This is a genomic window from Methylocystis sp. Se48 (assembly GCF_056269425.1).
This window is the reverse complement of the sequence record NZ_CM149850.1, coordinates 2,275,035-2,291,245: the sequence shown is the minus strand read 5'-3', so window position 1 is coordinate 2,291,245 and position 16,211 is coordinate 2,275,035. Positions and strand designations below refer to the sequence as shown.

At 63.4% G+C, this 16,211-nt stretch carries 14 protein-coding genes and 2 pseudogenes; 5 read left to right on the top strand and 11 right to left on the bottom strand.

The genetic code is table 11. From position 1 onward, the window contains the following. Nucleotides 1-23: 23 nt before the first annotated feature. Nucleotides 24-290: a DNA -binding domain-containing protein gene (locus ACV959_RS11300; protein ID WP_475736701.1), complete on the bottom strand. Its 267-nt coding sequence runs from the start codon at nucleotides 288-290 to the stop codon at nucleotides 24-26. A 140-nt stretch (nucleotides 291-430) separates the two neighbouring features. Here ACV959_RS11300 and ACV959_RS11295 point away from each other — a divergent pair. Next, nucleotides 431-640, top strand: a pseudogene (locus ACV959_RS11295) (helix-turn-helix domain-containing protein); the annotation flags it as partial. A 213-nt stretch (nucleotides 641-853) separates the two neighbouring features. On the opposite strand, the gene ACV959_RS11290 reads toward ACV959_RS11295, so the two are convergent. From ACV959_RS11290 to ACV959_RS11270, 5 genes and pseudogenes are all read right to left on the bottom strand, one after another. Continuing rightward, nucleotides 854-1,177: a DUF736 domain-containing protein gene (locus tag ACV959_RS11290; RefSeq protein WP_475736700.1), complete on the bottom strand. Its 324-nt coding sequence runs from the start codon at nucleotides 1,175-1,177 to the stop codon at nucleotides 854-856. A gap of 145 nt (nucleotides 1,178-1,322) precedes the next feature. Further along, nucleotides 1,323-1,625, bottom strand: a complete 303-nt coding sequence (locus ACV959_RS11285) for a DUF736 domain-containing protein (protein ID WP_475736699.1) — start codon at nucleotides 1,623-1,625, stop codon at nucleotides 1,323-1,325. Between the two features lie 548 nt (nucleotides 1,626-2,173). Further along, nucleotides 2,174-3,322, bottom strand: a pseudogene (locus ACV959_RS11280) (IS110 family RNA-guided transposase). Between the two features lie 745 nt (nucleotides 3,323-4,067). Next, complete coding sequence (locus ACV959_RS11275) at nucleotides 4,068-4,799, bottom strand: IS701 family transposase (RefSeq protein WP_475736698.1); 732 nt, start codon at nucleotides 4,797-4,799, stop codon at nucleotides 4,068-4,070. Beyond that, nucleotides 4,715-5,038 carry a transposase gene (locus tag ACV959_RS11270; protein ID WP_475736697.1) on the bottom strand — a complete coding sequence of 108 codons (324 nt, stop codon included), beginning with the start codon at nucleotides 5,036-5,038 and terminating at the stop codon, nucleotides 4,715-4,717. Before ACV959_RS11270 ends, ACV959_RS11275 begins: the two co-directional genes overlap by 85 nt. Nucleotides 5,039-5,338: 300 nt before the next feature. On the opposite strand from ACV959_RS11270, the gene ACV959_RS11265 reads away from it, so the two are divergent. Beyond that, complete coding sequence (locus ACV959_RS11265) at nucleotides 5,339-5,776, top strand: YeeE/YedE family protein (RefSeq protein ID WP_475736696.1); 438 nt, start codon at nucleotides 5,339-5,341, stop codon at nucleotides 5,774-5,776. Nucleotides 5,777-6,015: 239 nt separating this feature from the next. On the opposite strand, the gene ACV959_RS11260 is transcribed toward ACV959_RS11265, so the two are convergent. From ACV959_RS11260 to ACV959_RS11250, 3 genes are all read right to left on the bottom strand, one after another. Beyond that, nucleotides 6,016-7,032: an IS4 family transposase gene (locus ACV959_RS11260; protein ID WP_475736695.1), complete on the bottom strand. Its 1,017-nt coding sequence runs from the start codon at nucleotides 7,030-7,032 to the stop codon at nucleotides 6,016-6,018. A gap of 82 nt (nucleotides 7,033-7,114) precedes the next feature. Continuing rightward, nucleotides 7,115-8,284 (bottom strand): IS5 family transposase, encoded by a 1,170-nt coding sequence (locus ACV959_RS11255; protein ID WP_475736694.1) that lies wholly within the window; start codon nucleotides 8,282-8,284, stop codon nucleotides 7,115-7,117. Between the two features lie 74 nt (nucleotides 8,285-8,358). After that, nucleotides 8,359-8,808, bottom strand: coding sequence for an RrF2 family transcriptional regulator (locus tag ACV959_RS11250; protein ID WP_475736693.1), 450 nt, complete (start codon nucleotides 8,806-8,808; stop codon nucleotides 8,359-8,361). Between the two features lie 162 nt (nucleotides 8,809-8,970). Between ACV959_RS11250 and ACV959_RS11245 the strand changes: the two genes are divergently transcribed. Next, the gene (locus tag ACV959_RS11245; RefSeq protein ID WP_475736692.1) at nucleotides 8,971-10,314 is read left to right on the top strand and encodes an IS1380 family transposase; all 1,344 of its coding nucleotides are present in this window, start codon (nucleotides 8,971-8,973) and stop codon (nucleotides 10,312-10,314) included. Nucleotides 10,315-10,524: 210 nt separating this feature from the next. On the opposite strand, the gene ACV959_RS11240 is transcribed toward ACV959_RS11245, so the two are convergent. Further along, on the bottom strand, nucleotides 10,525-12,801 hold the full coding sequence (locus tag ACV959_RS11240) for a family 2A encapsulin nanocompartment cargo protein cysteine desulfurase (protein ID WP_475736691.1): 2,277 nt from the start codon (nucleotides 12,799-12,801) through the stop codon (nucleotides 10,525-10,527). Between the two features lie 81 nt (nucleotides 12,802-12,882). Continuing rightward, nucleotides 12,883-13,830 (bottom strand): family 2A encapsulin nanocompartment shell protein, encoded by a 948-nt coding sequence (locus ACV959_RS11235; RefSeq protein WP_475736690.1) that lies wholly within the window; start codon nucleotides 13,828-13,830, stop codon nucleotides 12,883-12,885. A 354-nt stretch (nucleotides 13,831-14,184) separates the two neighbouring features. On the opposite strand from ACV959_RS11235, the gene epsC reads away from it, so the two are divergent. Further along, a complete protein-coding gene (epsC, locus tag ACV959_RS11230; protein WP_475736689.1) occupies nucleotides 14,185-15,126 on the top strand; it encodes a serine O-acetyltransferase EpsC in 942 nt (313 codons plus the stop codon). Nucleotides 15,127-15,177: 51 nt separating this feature from the next. Continuing rightward, nucleotides 15,178-16,161 carry a cysteine synthase A gene (gene cysK, locus ACV959_RS11225; protein WP_475736688.1) on the top strand — a complete coding sequence of 328 codons (984 nt, stop codon included), beginning with the start codon at nucleotides 15,178-15,180 and terminating at the stop codon, nucleotides 16,159-16,161. Nucleotides 16,162-16,211 lie beyond the last annotated feature (50 nt).

Sequence of the window (16,211 nt, the reverse complement as noted above, 5' to 3'; positions counted from 1 at the left end):
CGAATGTCTGCAGAAGCTACGGTTCAGCTGCCTTTGAGCAAATCTCGATAGCCGCCCGCAGTGAGCCATCTCGCCCGTTCGAGATGAGATTGATGCGCGCTTGCCGCGCGTTGCGGTTCTCGATCGGGATCAATGCCGAGCACGATCCGGCAGGCTTCTTCCCATGAAGCGCCTTCGGCGGCCGCGTCCAGCAGTCGCAGATACGTCGCCGCGTGGGCGCGATCATAGTCTGTGACGGACGCTTCGCTGGGCGCAAGATCGGCGACGGGCATGGGATCGGGACGGCTCATGACGTCGCGTCTCCTAAATTGGCCTGCCGCATCATTAGCATTCTACAGGAATTTTGCTCGGTGTGTCCCAATGCGGGCGGGCGCGATTTACATACTATAGTGGATAAACATTATGGTGTGTAAAAGGCCAGCCTCCCTGCATGGATATGCGGAAGCTGGTCGGGCGGAATGTGAAGCGGATCAGGCTCGAAAAGGGCCTGACGCAGGAGCAATTCGCCGAACGTTCAGGCTTCACGCAACAGTATTTGAGCGGGCTGGAACAGGGTAAGCGAAACCCGACAATCCTCAGTCTTTACGAGCTCGCGCTCGCGTTGGACGTCGATCAGGTGGCGCTCGTTGCGCCAGACGAAGTCGCTTTGGAGGAAGAGGCTCGGCGTCGCGCGCCTTCGAACGGCGACGCCAAGGCAGGTGGGGCCCGAATAACGAGGGGCAAAGCGAAAGCCGCCCCGAGCGCGAGTGGCGGCGGCGCGCAGCAAAAGATCAAGAAAGCCGCCCCGTGATGGTCGAGACAACGCGCCAGTTTGGGGCTACCCCGCCCGATTGCTCGGGCGGGGCGCTCGCAATCACTCGCCGTTGGCCTTGCGGCCGCGCGACCAGATGAGGCTGTAGCCGTCGCCTTCCTCGTCGTCGAAGAGGTTGGCGTAGATCGGCGCGGTGAAGCTCGGATCGTCGAGCTTCAGAGAGAGATAGTCGCGGCCTTCGTTGGAGCGCTTCGGCCAGGCGGCCCCGATCTCGGCGCGACCGACGAAGACGCGGTGGCTGGGGGCGTTGTCGTTGGCGCGGTTGGTTTCGGGGAGGATGCGGACGCCGCGAGCCTGGACGCTGAGGGTGACGATTTCGCCCTGATACTCGTTGCCGGACTTTTTGAAGGAGCCGATGTTCGCCATGATATTCTCCTGTTGATCTCGCTTTCGAACCCGCGACCACCGCGGCCTCACATGAGGGACCGTTGGTCAAGAGGGCGGCGTGCTCTGGGATACTGTGGGTTGCAGATCGGACGCTCCGCCTTAGGCGGAGCGTCCGTAGCGCAAGTCAGCGCGACCAGATGAGCTTGTGTTCGGCGTTGTCGCCCTGGACCAGGGTCGCGTAGACCGGGGCCGTGAAGGACGGATCGTCGAGCTTCACCGAGAGGTATTCTGCGCCCGAGTCCTTGGCGGCCTTGCTCCAGCCTGCGCCCAGTTCGACGCCGTTGGCGGCGACCCGGAAGTCGGGACTGCGTTCGCTGTCCTTGGTGGCAACGGGTTTGATGGTCGCCTTGGTGTTGATGTTGAGAGTGCGGATCGTGCCGGTGAAGGTGCCGTCGTCGTTCCGGGTGAAGGTGCCGATCTGAGCCATTGTCGTATCTCCTGGCTGTTGCCCGAAGCCGCCCGATGCGACCTCGTGGCGGTCTTGAGGTGACGGGACGGACGCCTGCACCCTTGGGCCGCAGCGCAGCGGAGGACGGCGGCAGCCGAGCTTGTTGCCTCGCGAGGAATGACCGCTTGCGGTCAGGGGAAGAAGGTCGGCGAAGCCGTTGCAGGCATAGGACGGCCCGGCGCCAGACCAGCCCCATGAGAGGCCGCTCGGCGGCTTCGCTCGGCATTGTCGGCCGAGAAACGGCAATGAAGATCGTCGCGCCGTTAGAAGCGTCAAGGCGGCCAGCGGCGGTTGCGTTTCCTCCACTTCAACACGAGGTCCGAACCCGTTCGTGATCCGCGCCAATGCACGTATCAACCTCACATCCGGTCGCCGCCTGGGCGGACGCACCATAATCCCGCTTTCGGCGGCATGGGTTCAGGAGGGCGATACCAGACTCGATGACGGCGTTTTATGCCAGGCCGCAGATACGGTCGCCCACCTCGATCCGCAGGGCTGATCACGCCCCGACGGAACTCAAGATCACATCATGCGCGCACAACCGCACCTTCAATGTCGACGCCGGCGGTTGCGTATTTCCAGAGCGCCACGAACAGCTTTCGCGCCAGCGCGGTGATCATCGTCTTCTTCATCCGGCCGCCGTTCTGGGCCACACGGTTGCGGAACCATTTGGTGAGCTCGGACCCCGGCTGATGGCGAATCCAGAGCCAGGCGAGCTGGATCAGCGTGCTGCGCAGTCGACCGTTGCCGGACTTGCTTACGCCTTGTTCGCGCGCGACAGCGCCGCTTTGCCATGGCGTCGGCGCCAGTCCGGCATAGGCGGCGACCTGTCGTCGATTGTCGAAGCGCCGGAACAGGCCCTCCGACCATAGCACCGCAGCGAACTCGGCGCCGATGCCAACGACGTTGGTCAACATTCTTACAACAGACGTATCGCGACTGCTCTCAGCAGCCAGCATGGCGTCGCGCTCGGCATCGACGGTCGCCAGCTGCTCCATGACCTGTTCGAGGCGATCGATTTCGCGCAGGATCTGCCGTTTCATATGCTCCGGCAGCGGACGACCATCGCCGGTCGTCAGCGCTTCGAGCCGCGCGCGGCGGTCGCGTCGCAAGGGTGAGAAAGTCGTGATGCCCTGCGAGAAGAGCAGTCCCTTGATCCGATTGCTGTGCTGGATGCGCTCGCTCATCAGGGTCTTGCGCTCGCGCCCGATGCGACGCCGATCCTCTTATTCCGGCGACGGGACGCGCAGCATCGCGCAGATGCGGGGCTCGCCTCGCTTGTAGGCGAGCAAGGTTCGGACGAGCGTCTCGCCATCGACGCGGTCCGTCTTGACCCGGCGCTTGCGACGCGAGGTCGCGATCGAGGCGGCATCCACGACATGGCTGTCGATCCCTTCCGACAACAGTGCGCGGTGAACCCAGAAGCCATCAAAGCCAGCCTCGTGGATTGTGACGATTGGATACTCTCGCTGCCTCCGCTGCCGGGCCTTGGCCCGCAACAGCGAAAAGCGCTCGAGAAGCGCCGCCAGATTGCCCGCCTCGATCGTGTGCCGCGAAATCTTCTCGCCCGCGCCCGGCGACAGCGACGTGATCAACCAAGTGCTTCGGCTCAATTCCAACGACACGAAGATCGCGTTCAGTTCACCGGCTATTCCACTCTCGTCTCCAAACTGCATGATCTTTCTCCCAGCGACAATCGCGCGATCAGCTTTTACCAAGCGGCGCCTTGTCTGCCGTCATGGGATCTCGATGGCGCTTCGAGAGACGGAGGCGATCCGCCGACGCACCCGCGGGGCCGCAGCAAAGCGGAGGACGGTGGAGAAGCGGCTTTCTTGCCTCGCGAGGAATGACGCCGCAGGCGTCAGGGGAAGAAAGTTGCTGACCCGCTGTTGCGTCTTAGGCGATCGAGGCGCAGCCGTCCTTCGTCCAGATGCAGCCAAGAGAGAGACCAGCGGTGGCGTCGGGCTGGATTGCGATCAATGCGGAGAGTTGGCGCGCAACATCGGTTGCAGCACAAGTCCTGCGAGCTACGAAGTGAAGCAAAAGAAAGCGTCGGCGGCGTTCGGTTGACGTGACCTCAGACCGGAGCGACCTTCGCGACGAGAGGAGCCGCAGTGCGCCTCTTCATCGCAGCGGCGTCCGCGCCGCAGCCTCCGCGTCAAACGATGCCGCAAGCTCTCGTCTTCGGAAGATGTGACGTTCAGCTGTCCGAACTCGGATGTGCGACGACGGGGAAAGATCCGTCCCGGCTCGCCTAGCATTACATTTGCGATTTCATATGGGCGGGCTTGGCCATCGCCTGATGCGCCCGTCGCCAGAGCGACCAGACGATGACAAACTCTGGTCGGATGCGATCGCGCGCGAGGCGCGTTGCGATGCGGCGGATTTCCTGCATGGACCAGCGGATAGGCGACGGGCTCGTCAGCTCTGAGGCGAACAGGGCGTCGTCTTTCGGCGAACCGTTTTTGGGGGTGACGCGACCGTATTGGCGTGAGCGCGGATCGCGGCCATCATGGCGAAGGCGAGCATGACCAGCGACACGTGACGACGCCAGCCGTGCCAGGAACGCGTCTCGTTGTGATCGAGGCCGAGTTCGTTCTTCGTCGTTTCGAAACTGTCTTCGATCGCCCAACGACGCCCATCGATTTTCGCCAGTCTTTCGATCGATGTCCCGCTCGGCGCCCATGTTGTGAAGAAGGCGAGATCGCCATCGGCGATTTTACGCCGGATCAAGAGGCCGCGTGTCCATGCCTGTCCGGAGAGCGCCTCGCTGTATTCGCCGGCGTCGAGATCGGCGAGTTCGAGATAGGCCCAGTCGTGCAAGCGCTCGCCCTTCGTTCCCGCGCCCGCCGAGATACGGCGCCACGCGGAGGCGGGCAAGCCCTCGGCGATTTCCTTTGCCGTTCCGGCGACGGTCTGTGGCTTGCCCCAGGAGCGATACGGATGGATTTCACGCCGAGCAAATAGCCCTTGCCGGCGCGCCGCAACGCCATCGATATCGCCGACGCCATAGACGGTGTCGGCGGCCACGAAAGAGAACGGAACTTTCGAGGCAATCGCGCGCTCGATCATGACGCGCGCCAACGCTGGCTTGGTCGCAAGGCCGCCAGACGCGCTGTCGACGATCTCCTGTGGGACATGCGCGCTGGCCATGCGCCCTTATAGTCGGTCCAGCTTTTGGGTAGATACAATTCACGGTCGATGAACGCATGACCGCGCGGCGTGACATAGCAGGCGAAGACGCCGATCTGGCAGTTCGAGATCTTGCCCGCCGAGCCTGTATATTGCCGCGCGACACCGCAGGACGCCTTGCCCTGCTTTAAGAACCCCGTCCCGTCGATGACGAAAACCGCGTCGTCATCGGCCAGTGTTTCAAGCGCGTAATCGCGCACGACGTCACGCAACGCGTCTGCATCCCAGCGTCCGCGGCCAAGGATCGCTTGTTGCCGCCACGGACCCGGATCGCCGGCTGCCTCGGCGCGGTCCAGCCAGTCTTGCGGCGCTCATCGCCGAGTAGACCTTCGAGGAAATTCTCCGCAGAAAGGGCCACGCGCTCTTGCGTGAAAAGAGGCCGCATCCGACGCTTCACGTCACGCAGCGAGGACTGTAATGGTAGGATCTATAATTTCCGGACGTATCTTCAGCGCAACATTGGCGAATATTCTGAGGCGCTTTGAGGGGAGGCGGTTCTCGTGCAGATCGACTGGACGCATTTTACGCCCGCAAGCGCATTGGCTGGCGGCGCGCTCAACGGACTCTCCGCCAGCTCGCTGTTGCTCCTATCCGGCTGCATCGCCGGCGTCAGCAGCATTCTTGCAGGGCTGATCCCCCCGAAGCCCGACGACGCGGGCTGGCGCGTCGCTTTTCTCGCCGGATTATCCGCGGCGCCCCTCGCGGCCGGCCCGTTTGGCGAACGCGTCACGCCGGTCTTCGCGCCTCACTATGGCTGGCTCGTGCTGGCCGGGCTCCTTGTGGGCTTGGGCGCGCGTCTTGGCGGCGGGTGCACGAGTGGCCACGGCGTGGGCAGACTTTCGCGGCTGTCTATCAGATCGCTGGTTGCGACGGCGACCTTCATGGCTTCCGCAATGACGACGGTATTCGTGTATTTCCATCTTTGGGCGACGAGGTAGGCCGTGCGTCTCATCGCGCAATTTTTTCTGGGGCTGGTTTTCGGGCTAGCAGGCTGTTGAAAAAGCGGTCTGCTTTGGCGTCGTTCCGTTTCGGTCGGCATTTTTGCGTGCTTGATGCTGTCGATTGGGCTCGAGACGCTCGCGCTCTGGTCCTTTTCGACGCTCCGGGCTCACGCCGCCGCAAGCAGCTTGGGCAGCCGGATGAGATTATAGGCGGCGGCATCGTACTCGACTCTCATTCAGCGGGCCATTGATTTCAATTCGTTAACAGGAAGTTTCGACGACATGAGCTGTCGGAGGAAGACGATTATTTGAGCGGGTTTGGCAGAGGCGGCGATTTTGTGCAACGTCGCGACGCCGAGGGCGAAGAGTGACCACGCCCTCCGGCCATGCTTCTTGATCGGGATCGGGCGTAGCCGCGCGGCGGCGACGCCGGCTTTGACGCACAGCGTCACGGTGAGCGCCAGCACGGCCAATAAGGTCGACAGCTTGCCCGCGTTGGTGATGTGCGTATCCTCCAGATTGAAGCCTTTGGTTTTGAGGTTGGCGAACAGGGTTTCGATCGTCCACCTCTGGCGATAGGCGGCGAGCGCCCGATGCGGATGGCCCGAACACGCCAGCGCCAGAAGCTCGTTCGTGGGCAGGCGCATCACGACGATCCTCACCAGCGACGAGTGAGCCCCTGCGTTTTGCCCGAGCCGACACCTGCCATTGAGGATCATTCTTTCGCCCTTGCAAAGACGCCGCGCAATGTCGGCGATCGTCCAAGTGTCATAGCCCGCGCGCACGACATGCTGGTTCTCGCGAAGCCGCAGGACGAAGGGGATTTTCCTCGCGCTCAGATAGGCCATCCACGCGTCGCCGATGAATTCGCGGTCGCCCATCACGGAGGCGATTTTCAGATCGGGAAACGCCTTTCGCAGACGATCCAGCAGCTCGGTGCGCGCCTTCGTGTTGGAGTTTCCCGCCGTGGGCAGCAGTGTCCAGATCAACGGAACGCCCATGCCGTTCCAGAGCACCGACACCATCAGGATGTTGATGGTGGTCTTGCCGAACTCCCAGTTGGTGCGGTCCATCGCCAGAACCCACGCCTTGCCGCGCAGTCCGAGAAGATCGACGACGACACGCGCTGTCATCGCGCCGTCCAGTTCGACGTGCTGAAAGAACCGATAGAAGCGCCGCCGTACAGAATCAGTCGCCGCCGCCGTCGCGACATGCGCCGCCAACCGCCACAGGCAGATCGTGCCCTGCCGCATGATCAGCAACGCCAGCCACCCGAGCGTTTCGCGCCTTGAAGCAGACAACGGGATGTGGTTGCATACCGCCTCGGATAAGGCGTTAGAGAATGTATTCTGCATCAAAGCGATCCTTCGTTTGCCGACAAAGAATCGCTTTTGTGAATCGTCTCAACGCCTTATTCAACCGCGTCCAGTACGATGAGGCGGCGGCTGCGAAGGTGAAAGCGAAGCCCACCCTGTCGCAGCCCCGAAACTTCGTCTTCTCCTGTCCGGCGATCGTCTTGATCCAGCCAAAGCCCTCCTCGATCTGCTTGCGGATGCGCTGGCTGAGCCCGTAGCCCGCGTGCCGCGTCGTGCGCCCGTCGATCGCCGATGATCGTCTGCTGACGTTCTGCGCCACATGCGGCGTCACACGCATGGTCCGCAACTCGTTGACGAAGTCCTCCGCGTCATAGCCCTTGTCGGCGGCGAGCGTGACTCGCGTCGTACGGTCGGCGCGCGGCTCGATCATATGCAGCGCGGCGACGCGCTCGGCGTGGCCATCGGCTTTCGTCAGGCACGCGTCGACGAACAGCGCGTTGCGGTTCTCCATCAAGGCATGGCCGATGAAACACAGCTTCGCCTCCTTGCCCGCGCCCTTGCGGTAAAGCCGCGCCTCCGGGTCGCTGGTCGAGGCGTGCGTCTCGTTCGAACGCTTCTCGCCATGGAAATCCGCTTCGCGGTTGCGCCCGCCGCCGCCGGAAGGCGGATCGTCCGTCCCGTCATTGGAGCCTTCGCTCGCGCCTTTCGGCGCAAAGCTCTTCATCGACGCCCAGGCTTCGATCAGCGTGCGGTCAACCGAGAAATGGTCGTTACTCAGAAGCCGCTTCACGCGCGGCTGCGCCAGCACGGCGGAAAGAAACTTCGCCGCGACGTCGCCGTCGAGCAGACGGTCGCGGTTCTTCGAGAAGACCGAATGATCCCACACCGGATCGTCGATCCCGAGCCCCACGAACCAGCGAAACAAAAGGTCGAAATCCAGCCGCTCCATGAGCTGGCGCTCGGAGCGGATCGAATAGAAGGCTTGCAGCAGCATGGCGCGCAGCAGCTTCTCCGGCGGAATGGACGGACGGCCCGTCGAGGCGTAGAGCGCCGAAAACTCCCCGGCCAAAGACGAGAGCGCCCCGTTCGCCAGATCGCGGATCACCCGCAATGGATGCGATTTCGGAACCCGCGATTCTAGGTCGACGTAGCTGAACAGCGCGCCAGACCGCGCATCCTCGCCCCGCATCCGCTTCTCCCCTCGTCTGAGAACAAAGGGAATCATATCAACGCCGCAAGCGCGAGGGGTTTTTCAACAGCCTGCTAGATGTCATAGAAGAGCGCTTGCGCGTCTTCTCTCGCTAGTTCGCTCATGCGTTCCAGCGAGCAATTGTCGAGCACCTCGGAAAGCGCTTGTTGCGCATTCTGCATGACCCGTCGGACGGCGCAGGTGCTTTCGTCGAAGCAATCGTCGCAACGGCGATAACGTGTCTTGCTTGCGCATGGCACCGGCGCCAGCGGCCCGTCGATGGCGCGCACCAACTCTCCGATGGTGATGTCCCGCGCCGGGCGGGCGAGAAGATAACCGCCGCCTTTGCCCATCTTCGAGTGGACGAATCCGGCGTTGCGCAATTCGCAAAGGATGCTGTCGAGGAATTTCTTCGGAATGCTTTGCTTGTCGGAGATTTCCATGACCGGGACGGGACGGCCGGGCGCGGCGCATGCGAGATGCACCATGGCCTTGAGGCCGTATTTGCCCTTCTTGGTCAGCACCGACTCAGATCCCCGAAACGCCTAAGGTCGGAGAGTGCTAGCCGCTCTTATTCGTGACGTGAGTGTTTCGAGGCTGGCAAGGGTAGCATAGCGATTTGATGCCGCGTAGGATTCGGGTGTCTAAGCCAACCTCACGCGCATTCCGCGCCAGCCACGCCCGCCATGACCGACACTACGATTCTGCCGTTCTCGTTTCCAGCCGTGGCTCGCAAGAAAGTCACAGCCGATTTCGACGGAGGCCGCCTCACGTCCGATGGCGGCGTCATGTTGCTGGCGCTGGCCGAACGTCGTCTGGGGATCGCCGATAGGCTTGCCCGCGCCTTTCCGGATCGGCGCGATCCGTCCCGGATCACGCACACGCTCGCCGACATGATCCGCGCGCGCGCCTTCGCCATCGCCTGCGGCTATGAGGACGCCGACGATCTCGACAGCCTGCGTGCCGATCCCGCGTTCAAGCTTGCCTGCGGAAGGTTGCCCGAGACCGGCGCCGATCTTTGTTCGCAGCCGACGCTGTCGCGGCTGGAGAACGCGCCTTCCCTGAAGGATGCGATCCGCCTGACCTATGCGCTCGTCGATCAGTGGATGGCGTCTTACGAACGCGAGCCTGCGTCCGTCATTCTGGACATCGACGACACCTGCGATGTCGTGCATGGCCATCAACAGCTGTCGCTGTTCAACGCGCATTATGACGAACGCTGCTTCCTGCCGATCCATGTCTACGACACCGAACGCAGCCGTCCGGTCGCGGTCGTCCTGCGGCCGGGCAAGACGCCGTCCGGCGTCGAAGTGCGCGCGCATCTGCGGCGTCTTGTGCGGCATGTCCGCAAGCGCTGGACCAAGACCCGCTTCACTTTCCGCGGCGACGGCCATTACGCCCGGCCAGAGGCGATGGCGTGGTGCGAGGACAATGGCGTCGATTACGTCTTTGGGCTGCCTGGCTCGAAGCCTCTGTCGAGGAAGGTCGATGACGCCGCCGACGCGATCCGTACCGAGCGCGCTGTCTCCGACAAGCCGGTCGTGCGCGATTATGCCGAGACGCGCCACAAGGCGAAATCATGGAGCCGCGAGCGGCGCGCCGTTGCTCGCATCGAGGCGACGACGCTCGGCCTCGACATCCGCTTCGTCGTCACCAATCTCGAACACGGCTCGCCCGAGTGGATCTACGACAGCCTCTATTGCGCGCGCGGGCAGGCCGAGAACCTGATCAAGTTGCACAAGACGCAGCTGGCGTCGGATCGCACGTCCTGCCGGTCCGCCGTCGCCAATCAGGTGCGCCTCGTGCTGCACACGGCTGCCTATTGGTTGATGCTGACAGTGCGCGACGCCATTCCCAAGGCCCGCGATCTGGCGAAGGCGGAGTTCGCGACCCTGCGGCTCCGGCTGATCAAGGTCGCGGCCAGAGTCGTCGAGACGGCCAGCCGTGTGCGCCTCGCCTTCGCTGCCTGTTGCCCAGAGGCCGATCTGTTCCGCGGGTTGCCCGGCGCGCTCTCCCCGCTCGGCCCGTAAGCGACGGGCCGTCCGCCCCTTCGTCCGTCCGTCCCCTCCAGCGCGTAATCAACAGTACCGATCCTCAGGCGGTGAAAAAGACGAACGGCGCCGCACGCCTGGAGTCAGCATCTCGCAAAAAGGCACGCAGACGCCCGTCGTCCTGAATAGGTCAGGCTAGCACCTTGGGGGGGAGATAGTCAATTATATCTATAGACTATAGCAGGCAACTCATCTGCCCGAGCGCCCTTTGCCGGCCTGCAGCCTGAGGAGGGCGGCCACAAGGGCGTCCACATCCTCGCAGGTGTTGTAGAAGGCCAGCGAGGGCCGGATCGTCGCTTCGAGGCCGAAACGGCGCAGGATCGGCTGGGCGCAATGGTGGCCGGCGCGCACCGCGATGCCTTCTCGATCCAGTGCCTTGCCGACATCCATCGGGCTGTGGCCGGCGAGGACGAAGGAAAGCACCGACGCTTTCTCCGCCGCCGTGCCGATGAAGGTCAGCCCCGGCACGGCGCGCATCTTCTCCGTCGCATAGACGAGCAGTTCGTGCTCATAGCGGGAGATGATCTCCATGCCGATGCCTTCGACGTAATCGATCGCGGCGCCGAGGCCGACGGCGTCGGCGATGTTGCCCGTGCCGGCCTCGAAACGCTCAGGGGCGTCCTGATAGATCGTCTTCTCGAAGGTGACGTCGGCGATCATGTTGCCCCCGCCCTGCCAGGGAGCCATATGTTCGAGAACGGCGTCCTTGCCATAGACGGCGCCGATGCCGGTGGGCCCGAACACCTTGTGGCCCGAGAAGATAAAGAAGTCGCAGCCGATCGACTGCATGTCGACAGGCATATGCGAAACCGACTGCGCGCCGTCGATCAGCACGCAGGCGCCGTGGCGATGCGCCATGGCGGTGATCTCGTGAACGGGCGTCACTGTGCCGAGCGCGTTTGAGACCTGAGTCATGGTGACGATGCGCGTGCGCGGGTTCAGGAGCTTTTCATATTCTTCGAGAATGAGCTGGCCGCGATCATCGACCGGAGCGACGCGCAGCCGCGCGCCCTTTTCGGCGCAGAGCATCTGCCAGGGCACGATGTTGGCGTGGTGTTCGAGATGCGAGACGACGATTTCGTCGCCCTCCTGAACATTGCGGCGCCCCCAAGCCTGGGCGACGAGATTAATCCCTTCCGTTGCGCCGCGCACGAAGATGATGTCCTTCACGGAAGGCGCCTTCAGGAAGCGGCGGACTTTCTCGCGCGCGGCTTCATAAGCGTCCGTCGAGCGCGCGGCGAGCGCATGGGCGGCGCGGTGGATGTTTGAGTTTTCGTATTCGTAGAAATGCGACAGACGGTCGATGACCGACTGCGGCTTCTGTGTCGTGGCGGCGTTGTCGAGCCAGATGAGCGGCTTGCCATGCACATGCTGCTGCAAGATCGGGAAGTCGCGCTTCACGCGATAGGGATCGAAAAGCTGACGCGTCTCCACCGGAATGGCGGCGAGTTGCGGCTCGTAACCTTGCGGCGCGGCGGTAGGCTGCGCCGGGGCCGCCGCGCTGGGAATGCCGGGATGTCCCCCGCTGTGACTGACGAAATAGAGCGTGTCGTTCGCGGCGGGACCGGATTGGCCCGGCGCGGGAACGCTGCCGAATCCGCTGGAGAACTGTTCGCCGCCGACGGGCGGCGTGGCGAGCGATGCGACATCCGAAAGTCGATGAGGGTCGGCTTCGGACGGGCCTAAAATCGCGAAGCTTTCGGGCGCAGTGGAGACGCTCGCTTCCGCCACGGCGGGCGCGCTGGGCGCGGAAACCGGAATGTTGGGATGTCCGAGCTCAGGCTGAGGCGCGACCGTGGGCGCCTGCGGCGGATAGGAAGTCGCCGGCGCTCCAGGCGCGCTCGACGGCGTGCGTTCGTGTAGAAAGTAGAGATTGTCGATCTGCGCCGGCGCGCCGCCGCCGGGAACGCCTGCGTCACTCATGCCGAGCGCGGTGGAGCTGTATGTTGGCGGCGCGGCGTGGCCGTGCGGAACCAGGGCGAGATCGGGTGCCAGAAAACGTGGAATGAGGCTGTAGTCGATATCGGCCGGGGCTCCAGTCGGTCCGGTGCTGCCGAGCGAGGCGCCAGGCTGCGGAACATGGTCGAGGCCGAGCGGGCGCGTCGGCGATTGCAGGCCGGTCGGCGCCGCTGGCGCTGGAATATTCGGGGTGGGGATGACCGAGGGAATCGTGGTCTGCGGAATGTCCGGCGGGCCGTAGGGCATACGGGCCGGGGCATGCGGCGCGAGCGTCGTTACGATGGAGGGCGCGGGGGCATCGGGTAGGCTTGGCGTCGCTGCCGGCGGGCCGAACGGGAGCGGGTGGTTCGCGAGCAGCCCAGGCTGCGACTGGAAAAAGGCGTTGGCGAGGCGCGCGATCATGTCCGGGTCGAAGACCGGCGTTACGTGATGGCCGGCGTCCTGAATGGGGACGGCGTCGAGCGGCAGATCGGCGGACGCGGGACCTGCAGGCTTCGCGGGCGACATGGATACGGCTTCCTTGGTCGTTTTGGCCGGCGGCGGAGGCGCCGCCGGCTCTCAATGTGTCATGGATTGTCGCGGCGCCGATCAGACGCGCTTGTCGCCATATTCGTGGAACTTGCTCACGTCGACGTCCTCGAGCACGCCCAGCGCGTCATGCGTCAACACGGCGGCGGAGCAGTAGAGCGAGATGAGGTAGGACGCGATCGCCTTGCGGTTGATGCCCATGAAGCGAACCGAAAGGCTCGGCGCCACCTCGCCGGGAACGCCCGGCTGGAAGAGGCCGATGACGCCCTGCTTTTTCTCGCCCGTGCGCAAGAGCAGGATGTTCGTCTTGCCGTTCTCGTCGATGTAGAGCTTGTCGCTCGGCACTAGCGGCAGGCCGCGCCAGGTGATGAAGGGCGAGCCGAACAGGGTGACGGTTGGCGGCGGCACGCCGCGACGCGTGCATTCGCGCCCGAAGGCCGCGATGGCGCGCGGATGCGCGAGGAAGAACGCCGGCTCCTTCCAGACCTTCGAAATCAGTTCGTCGAGATCGTCGGGCGTCGGCGGACCCTTGCGGGTCTTGATCTTCATCGACGGCGCGACATTGGCGAGAAAACCGTATTCCGCATTGTTGATCAGCTCGGCTTCCTGCCGCTCCTTCACCTTCTCGGTGAGGAGGCGGACCTGCTCCTGAATCTGATCATAGGGGTGATTGTAGAGGTCGGACACGCGGGTCTGCACGTCGAGGACGGTCGTCACCGCATTCATCGAATATTCGCGCGGAGCGTCTTCGTAATCGACGAAGGTCTCCGGCAGATCGGCGTCGCGGTCGCGCGCCGGACTGCACTGAACGTCGGCGTCGCTCAGCGCCGAGGATTCCTTCACGCGGTTCAGGCGGTAAATGCCGGCCTCCACCGGAACCCAAGGGAGAAACGACACCAGCCAGCGGGGCGTAATGCCCGACCATTGCGGGCGCGTCTTCGTGGCGTTGGCGAGTTGGCGGGCCGCCGCCTCGCTCAATGTGCGGCGGACTTCGGGTTCTGCGGTCATGCAACCTTCCCTGGAGGGCGATGTGAACGAGGGCGACGGCCAGATGGAAACGCCGGCGTGAACGCCGCTCTTCAAAGGACAAGAGGTCGCCAAACGAATGCTTGCGACTTGTCGCACTCTACACGGATTAAGCTGGGCATCAAGAGTAATAATTGGGTATAATTCTCGATGCAAAATAGATACGTCTAGTAAAACGCCAAGCCTTTACAAGATCGGTCGACTATCTCGGACTATGCCGCTCCGCGCAGTTGCCAGCGGAAAGAAGCTGATATAGTCTATATAAAATGTCAGGTGTTGGCGCGGGCGACTGTCTAGTCGCTGGCCGCCCACCTGAACCGAAAAGGCAATTCCTGGATGACGGACCAAATCGACAGGCTCGAGCGCCGCATCAAGTCAATAGAGGTCGAGGAGATCGTGCAAGCGCTCGGCGCTCTGCGCAAGGCCTCGCAGACCAGTCGCTATGGAAACGGTCGTTTGCCGGAGTTGCCGTCACGCGCCGCGATGGCAGAACTCGTCGAGAATCTAACCGCGGCGCTCTATCCGCGACATTTCGGTCCGAGCGAACTGACCCCGGCGACGACGGACGGCTTTGTCGCGCGCACGCTTGATGGCGCCCTGCGCGCCCTGCGCGACCAGATCCGTCGGGAGTTGCAGCTTTTCCCTGTGGAAGGCGCGTCTGGAGCGCTGCAGGCTCGCGCCGAAGAGATTGCGCAGGCCTTTGCGAAGAGCCTACCGGAAGTGCGCGCCCTGCTGGACAAAGACATTCGCGCGGCTTTCGCGGGCGACCCTGCCGCAAAAAGCGTCGATGAGGTGGTGTTCTGCTATCCCGGCGTCGCGGCGGTCATCCGGCATCGTCTGGCGCATCGGCTCTATCTGCTCGGCGCGCCGATGCTCGCCCGCATCGTCTCCGAGATCGCGCATTCCGAGACCGGGATCGACATTCATCCCGGCGCGACGATCGACGAAGGATTCTTCATTGATCACGGCACTGGCGTCGTCATCGGCGAAACCACGATCATCGGCAAGCGGGTGCGCCTCTATCAAGCGGTGACGCTCGGCGCGAAGCGCTTCGACGTCGACGAGGCCGGCAATCTGGAAAAGGGCAAGCCGCGCCATCCGATCATCGAGGACGACGTCGTCATCTACGCCGGCGCCACTGTGCTCGGACGCATCACCATCGGCCGCGGCTCGTCCATCGGCGGCAATGTGTGGCTCACGCAAAGCGTGCCGCCCGGCAGCAACATCACCCAGGCCAAGGCGCGCATGGACGTCTTCGATCATGGCGCGGGGATTTAGACGAATGACAGCGGACCTGAGCAACTCGGCAGCAAAAATAGGAGCGCGCAGATGACAATCCACAACGCCAGCTTCACGCCAGGGGCGAAGCCTGGACGCGGAAAGATCTATGACTCCATCACGGAGACGATTGGGGACACGCCGATCGTGCGCCTCGATCGTCTGGCGCGCGCGAAAGGCGTGACGGGGAATATTCTCGTCAAGCTCGAATTCTTCAATCCGATCTCGAGCGTCAAGGACCGCATCGGCGTCGCCATGATCGACGCGCTGGAGAAGAGCGGGCGCATCACGCCCGGCAAGACCCTGCTCGTCGAACCAACCTCCGGCAACACGGGCATCGCGCTCGCTTTCGTCGCGGCCGCGCGCGGCTATCGGCTGATTTTGGTCATGCCGGAATCCATGTCGATCGAGCGGCGCAAGATGCTCGCCTTGCTCGGCGCCGAACTCGTCCTGACGCCGGCATCGCAAGGCATGAAGGGCGCGCTCGCCAAGGCGGATGAACTTGTCGCGAAGCACCCCGGCGCGATCATTCCGCAACAATTTGAGAATCCGGCCAATCCCGAGATTCATCGTCTGACGACTGCCGAGGAAATCTGGAACGACACCAATGGCGAGATCGACTATTTCGTCTCTGGCGTCGGCACTGGCGGCACCATCACTGGCGTCGGCCAGGTGCTGAAGCCGCGTCGCCCGTCCTTGCGCGTCATCGCCGTGGAGCCCGAAGACTCCGCTGTGCTCTCCGGTCGCCCGCCGGGACCACACAGGATCCAGGGCATCGGCGCCGGCTTCGTACCGCCCATTCTTGATCGCGGCGTGATCGACGAGATTGTCACCATCGCCAATCAGACAGCCTTCGAGACCGCGCGCCAGCTCGCCCGCATCGAAGGCGTGCCTGTCGGCATCTCGTCGGGCGCCGCGGTCGCCGCGGCGCTGGAGATCGCCGCGCGCCCGGACGCCGCGGGAAAAAACATCGTCGTCATCATCCCCTCGTTCGCAGAGCGCTATCTTTCCACCGCGTTGTTTGATGGACTTTGAACGAAGCGACCACGAAACTTGATAACTAGTTGACAAGCTCTATAGAATAA

Bases quoted from the DNA above. Each gene is read 5' to 3' on its own strand.
- ACV959_RS11300 (WP_475736701.1), bottom strand. From the start codon at position 290: ATGAGCCGTCCCGATCCCATGCCCGTCGCCGATCTTGCGCCCAGCGAA.
- ACV959_RS11290 (WP_475736700.1), bottom strand. From the start codon at position 1,177: ATGGCGAACATCGGCTCCTTCAAAAAGTCCGGCAACGAGTATCAGGGC.
- ACV959_RS11285 (WP_475736699.1), bottom strand. From the start codon at position 1,625: ATGGCTCAGATCGGCACCTTCACCCGGAACGACGACGGCACCTTCACC.
- ACV959_RS11275 (WP_475736698.1), bottom strand. From the start codon at position 4,799: ATGGCCAGCGCGCATGTCCCACAGGAGATCGTCGACAGCGCGTCTGGC.
- ACV959_RS11260 (WP_475736695.1), bottom strand. From the start codon at position 7,032: ATGCGGCAGGGCACGATCTGCCTGTGGCGGTTGGCGGCGCATGTCGCG.
- ACV959_RS11255 (WP_475736694.1), bottom strand. From the start codon at position 8,284: ATGCGGGGCGAGGATGCGCGGTCTGGCGCGCTGTTCAGCTACGTCGAC.
- ACV959_RS11245 (WP_475736692.1), top strand. From the start codon at position 8,971: ATGACCGACACTACGATTCTGCCGTTCTCGTTTCCAGCCGTGGCTCGC.
- ACV959_RS11240 (WP_475736691.1), bottom strand. From the start codon at position 12,801: ATGTCGCCCGCGAAGCCTGCAGGTCCCGCGTCCGCCGATCTGCCGCTC.
- ACV959_RS11235 (WP_475736690.1), bottom strand. From the start codon at position 13,830: ATGACCGCAGAACCCGAAGTCCGCCGCACATTGAGCGAGGCGGCGGCC.
- epsC (WP_475736689.1), top strand. From the start codon at position 14,185: ATGACGGACCAAATCGACAGGCTCGAGCGCCGCATCAAGTCAATAGAG.
- cysK (WP_475736688.1), top strand. From the start codon at position 15,178: ATGACAATCCACAACGCCAGCTTCACGCCAGGGGCGAAGCCTGGACGC.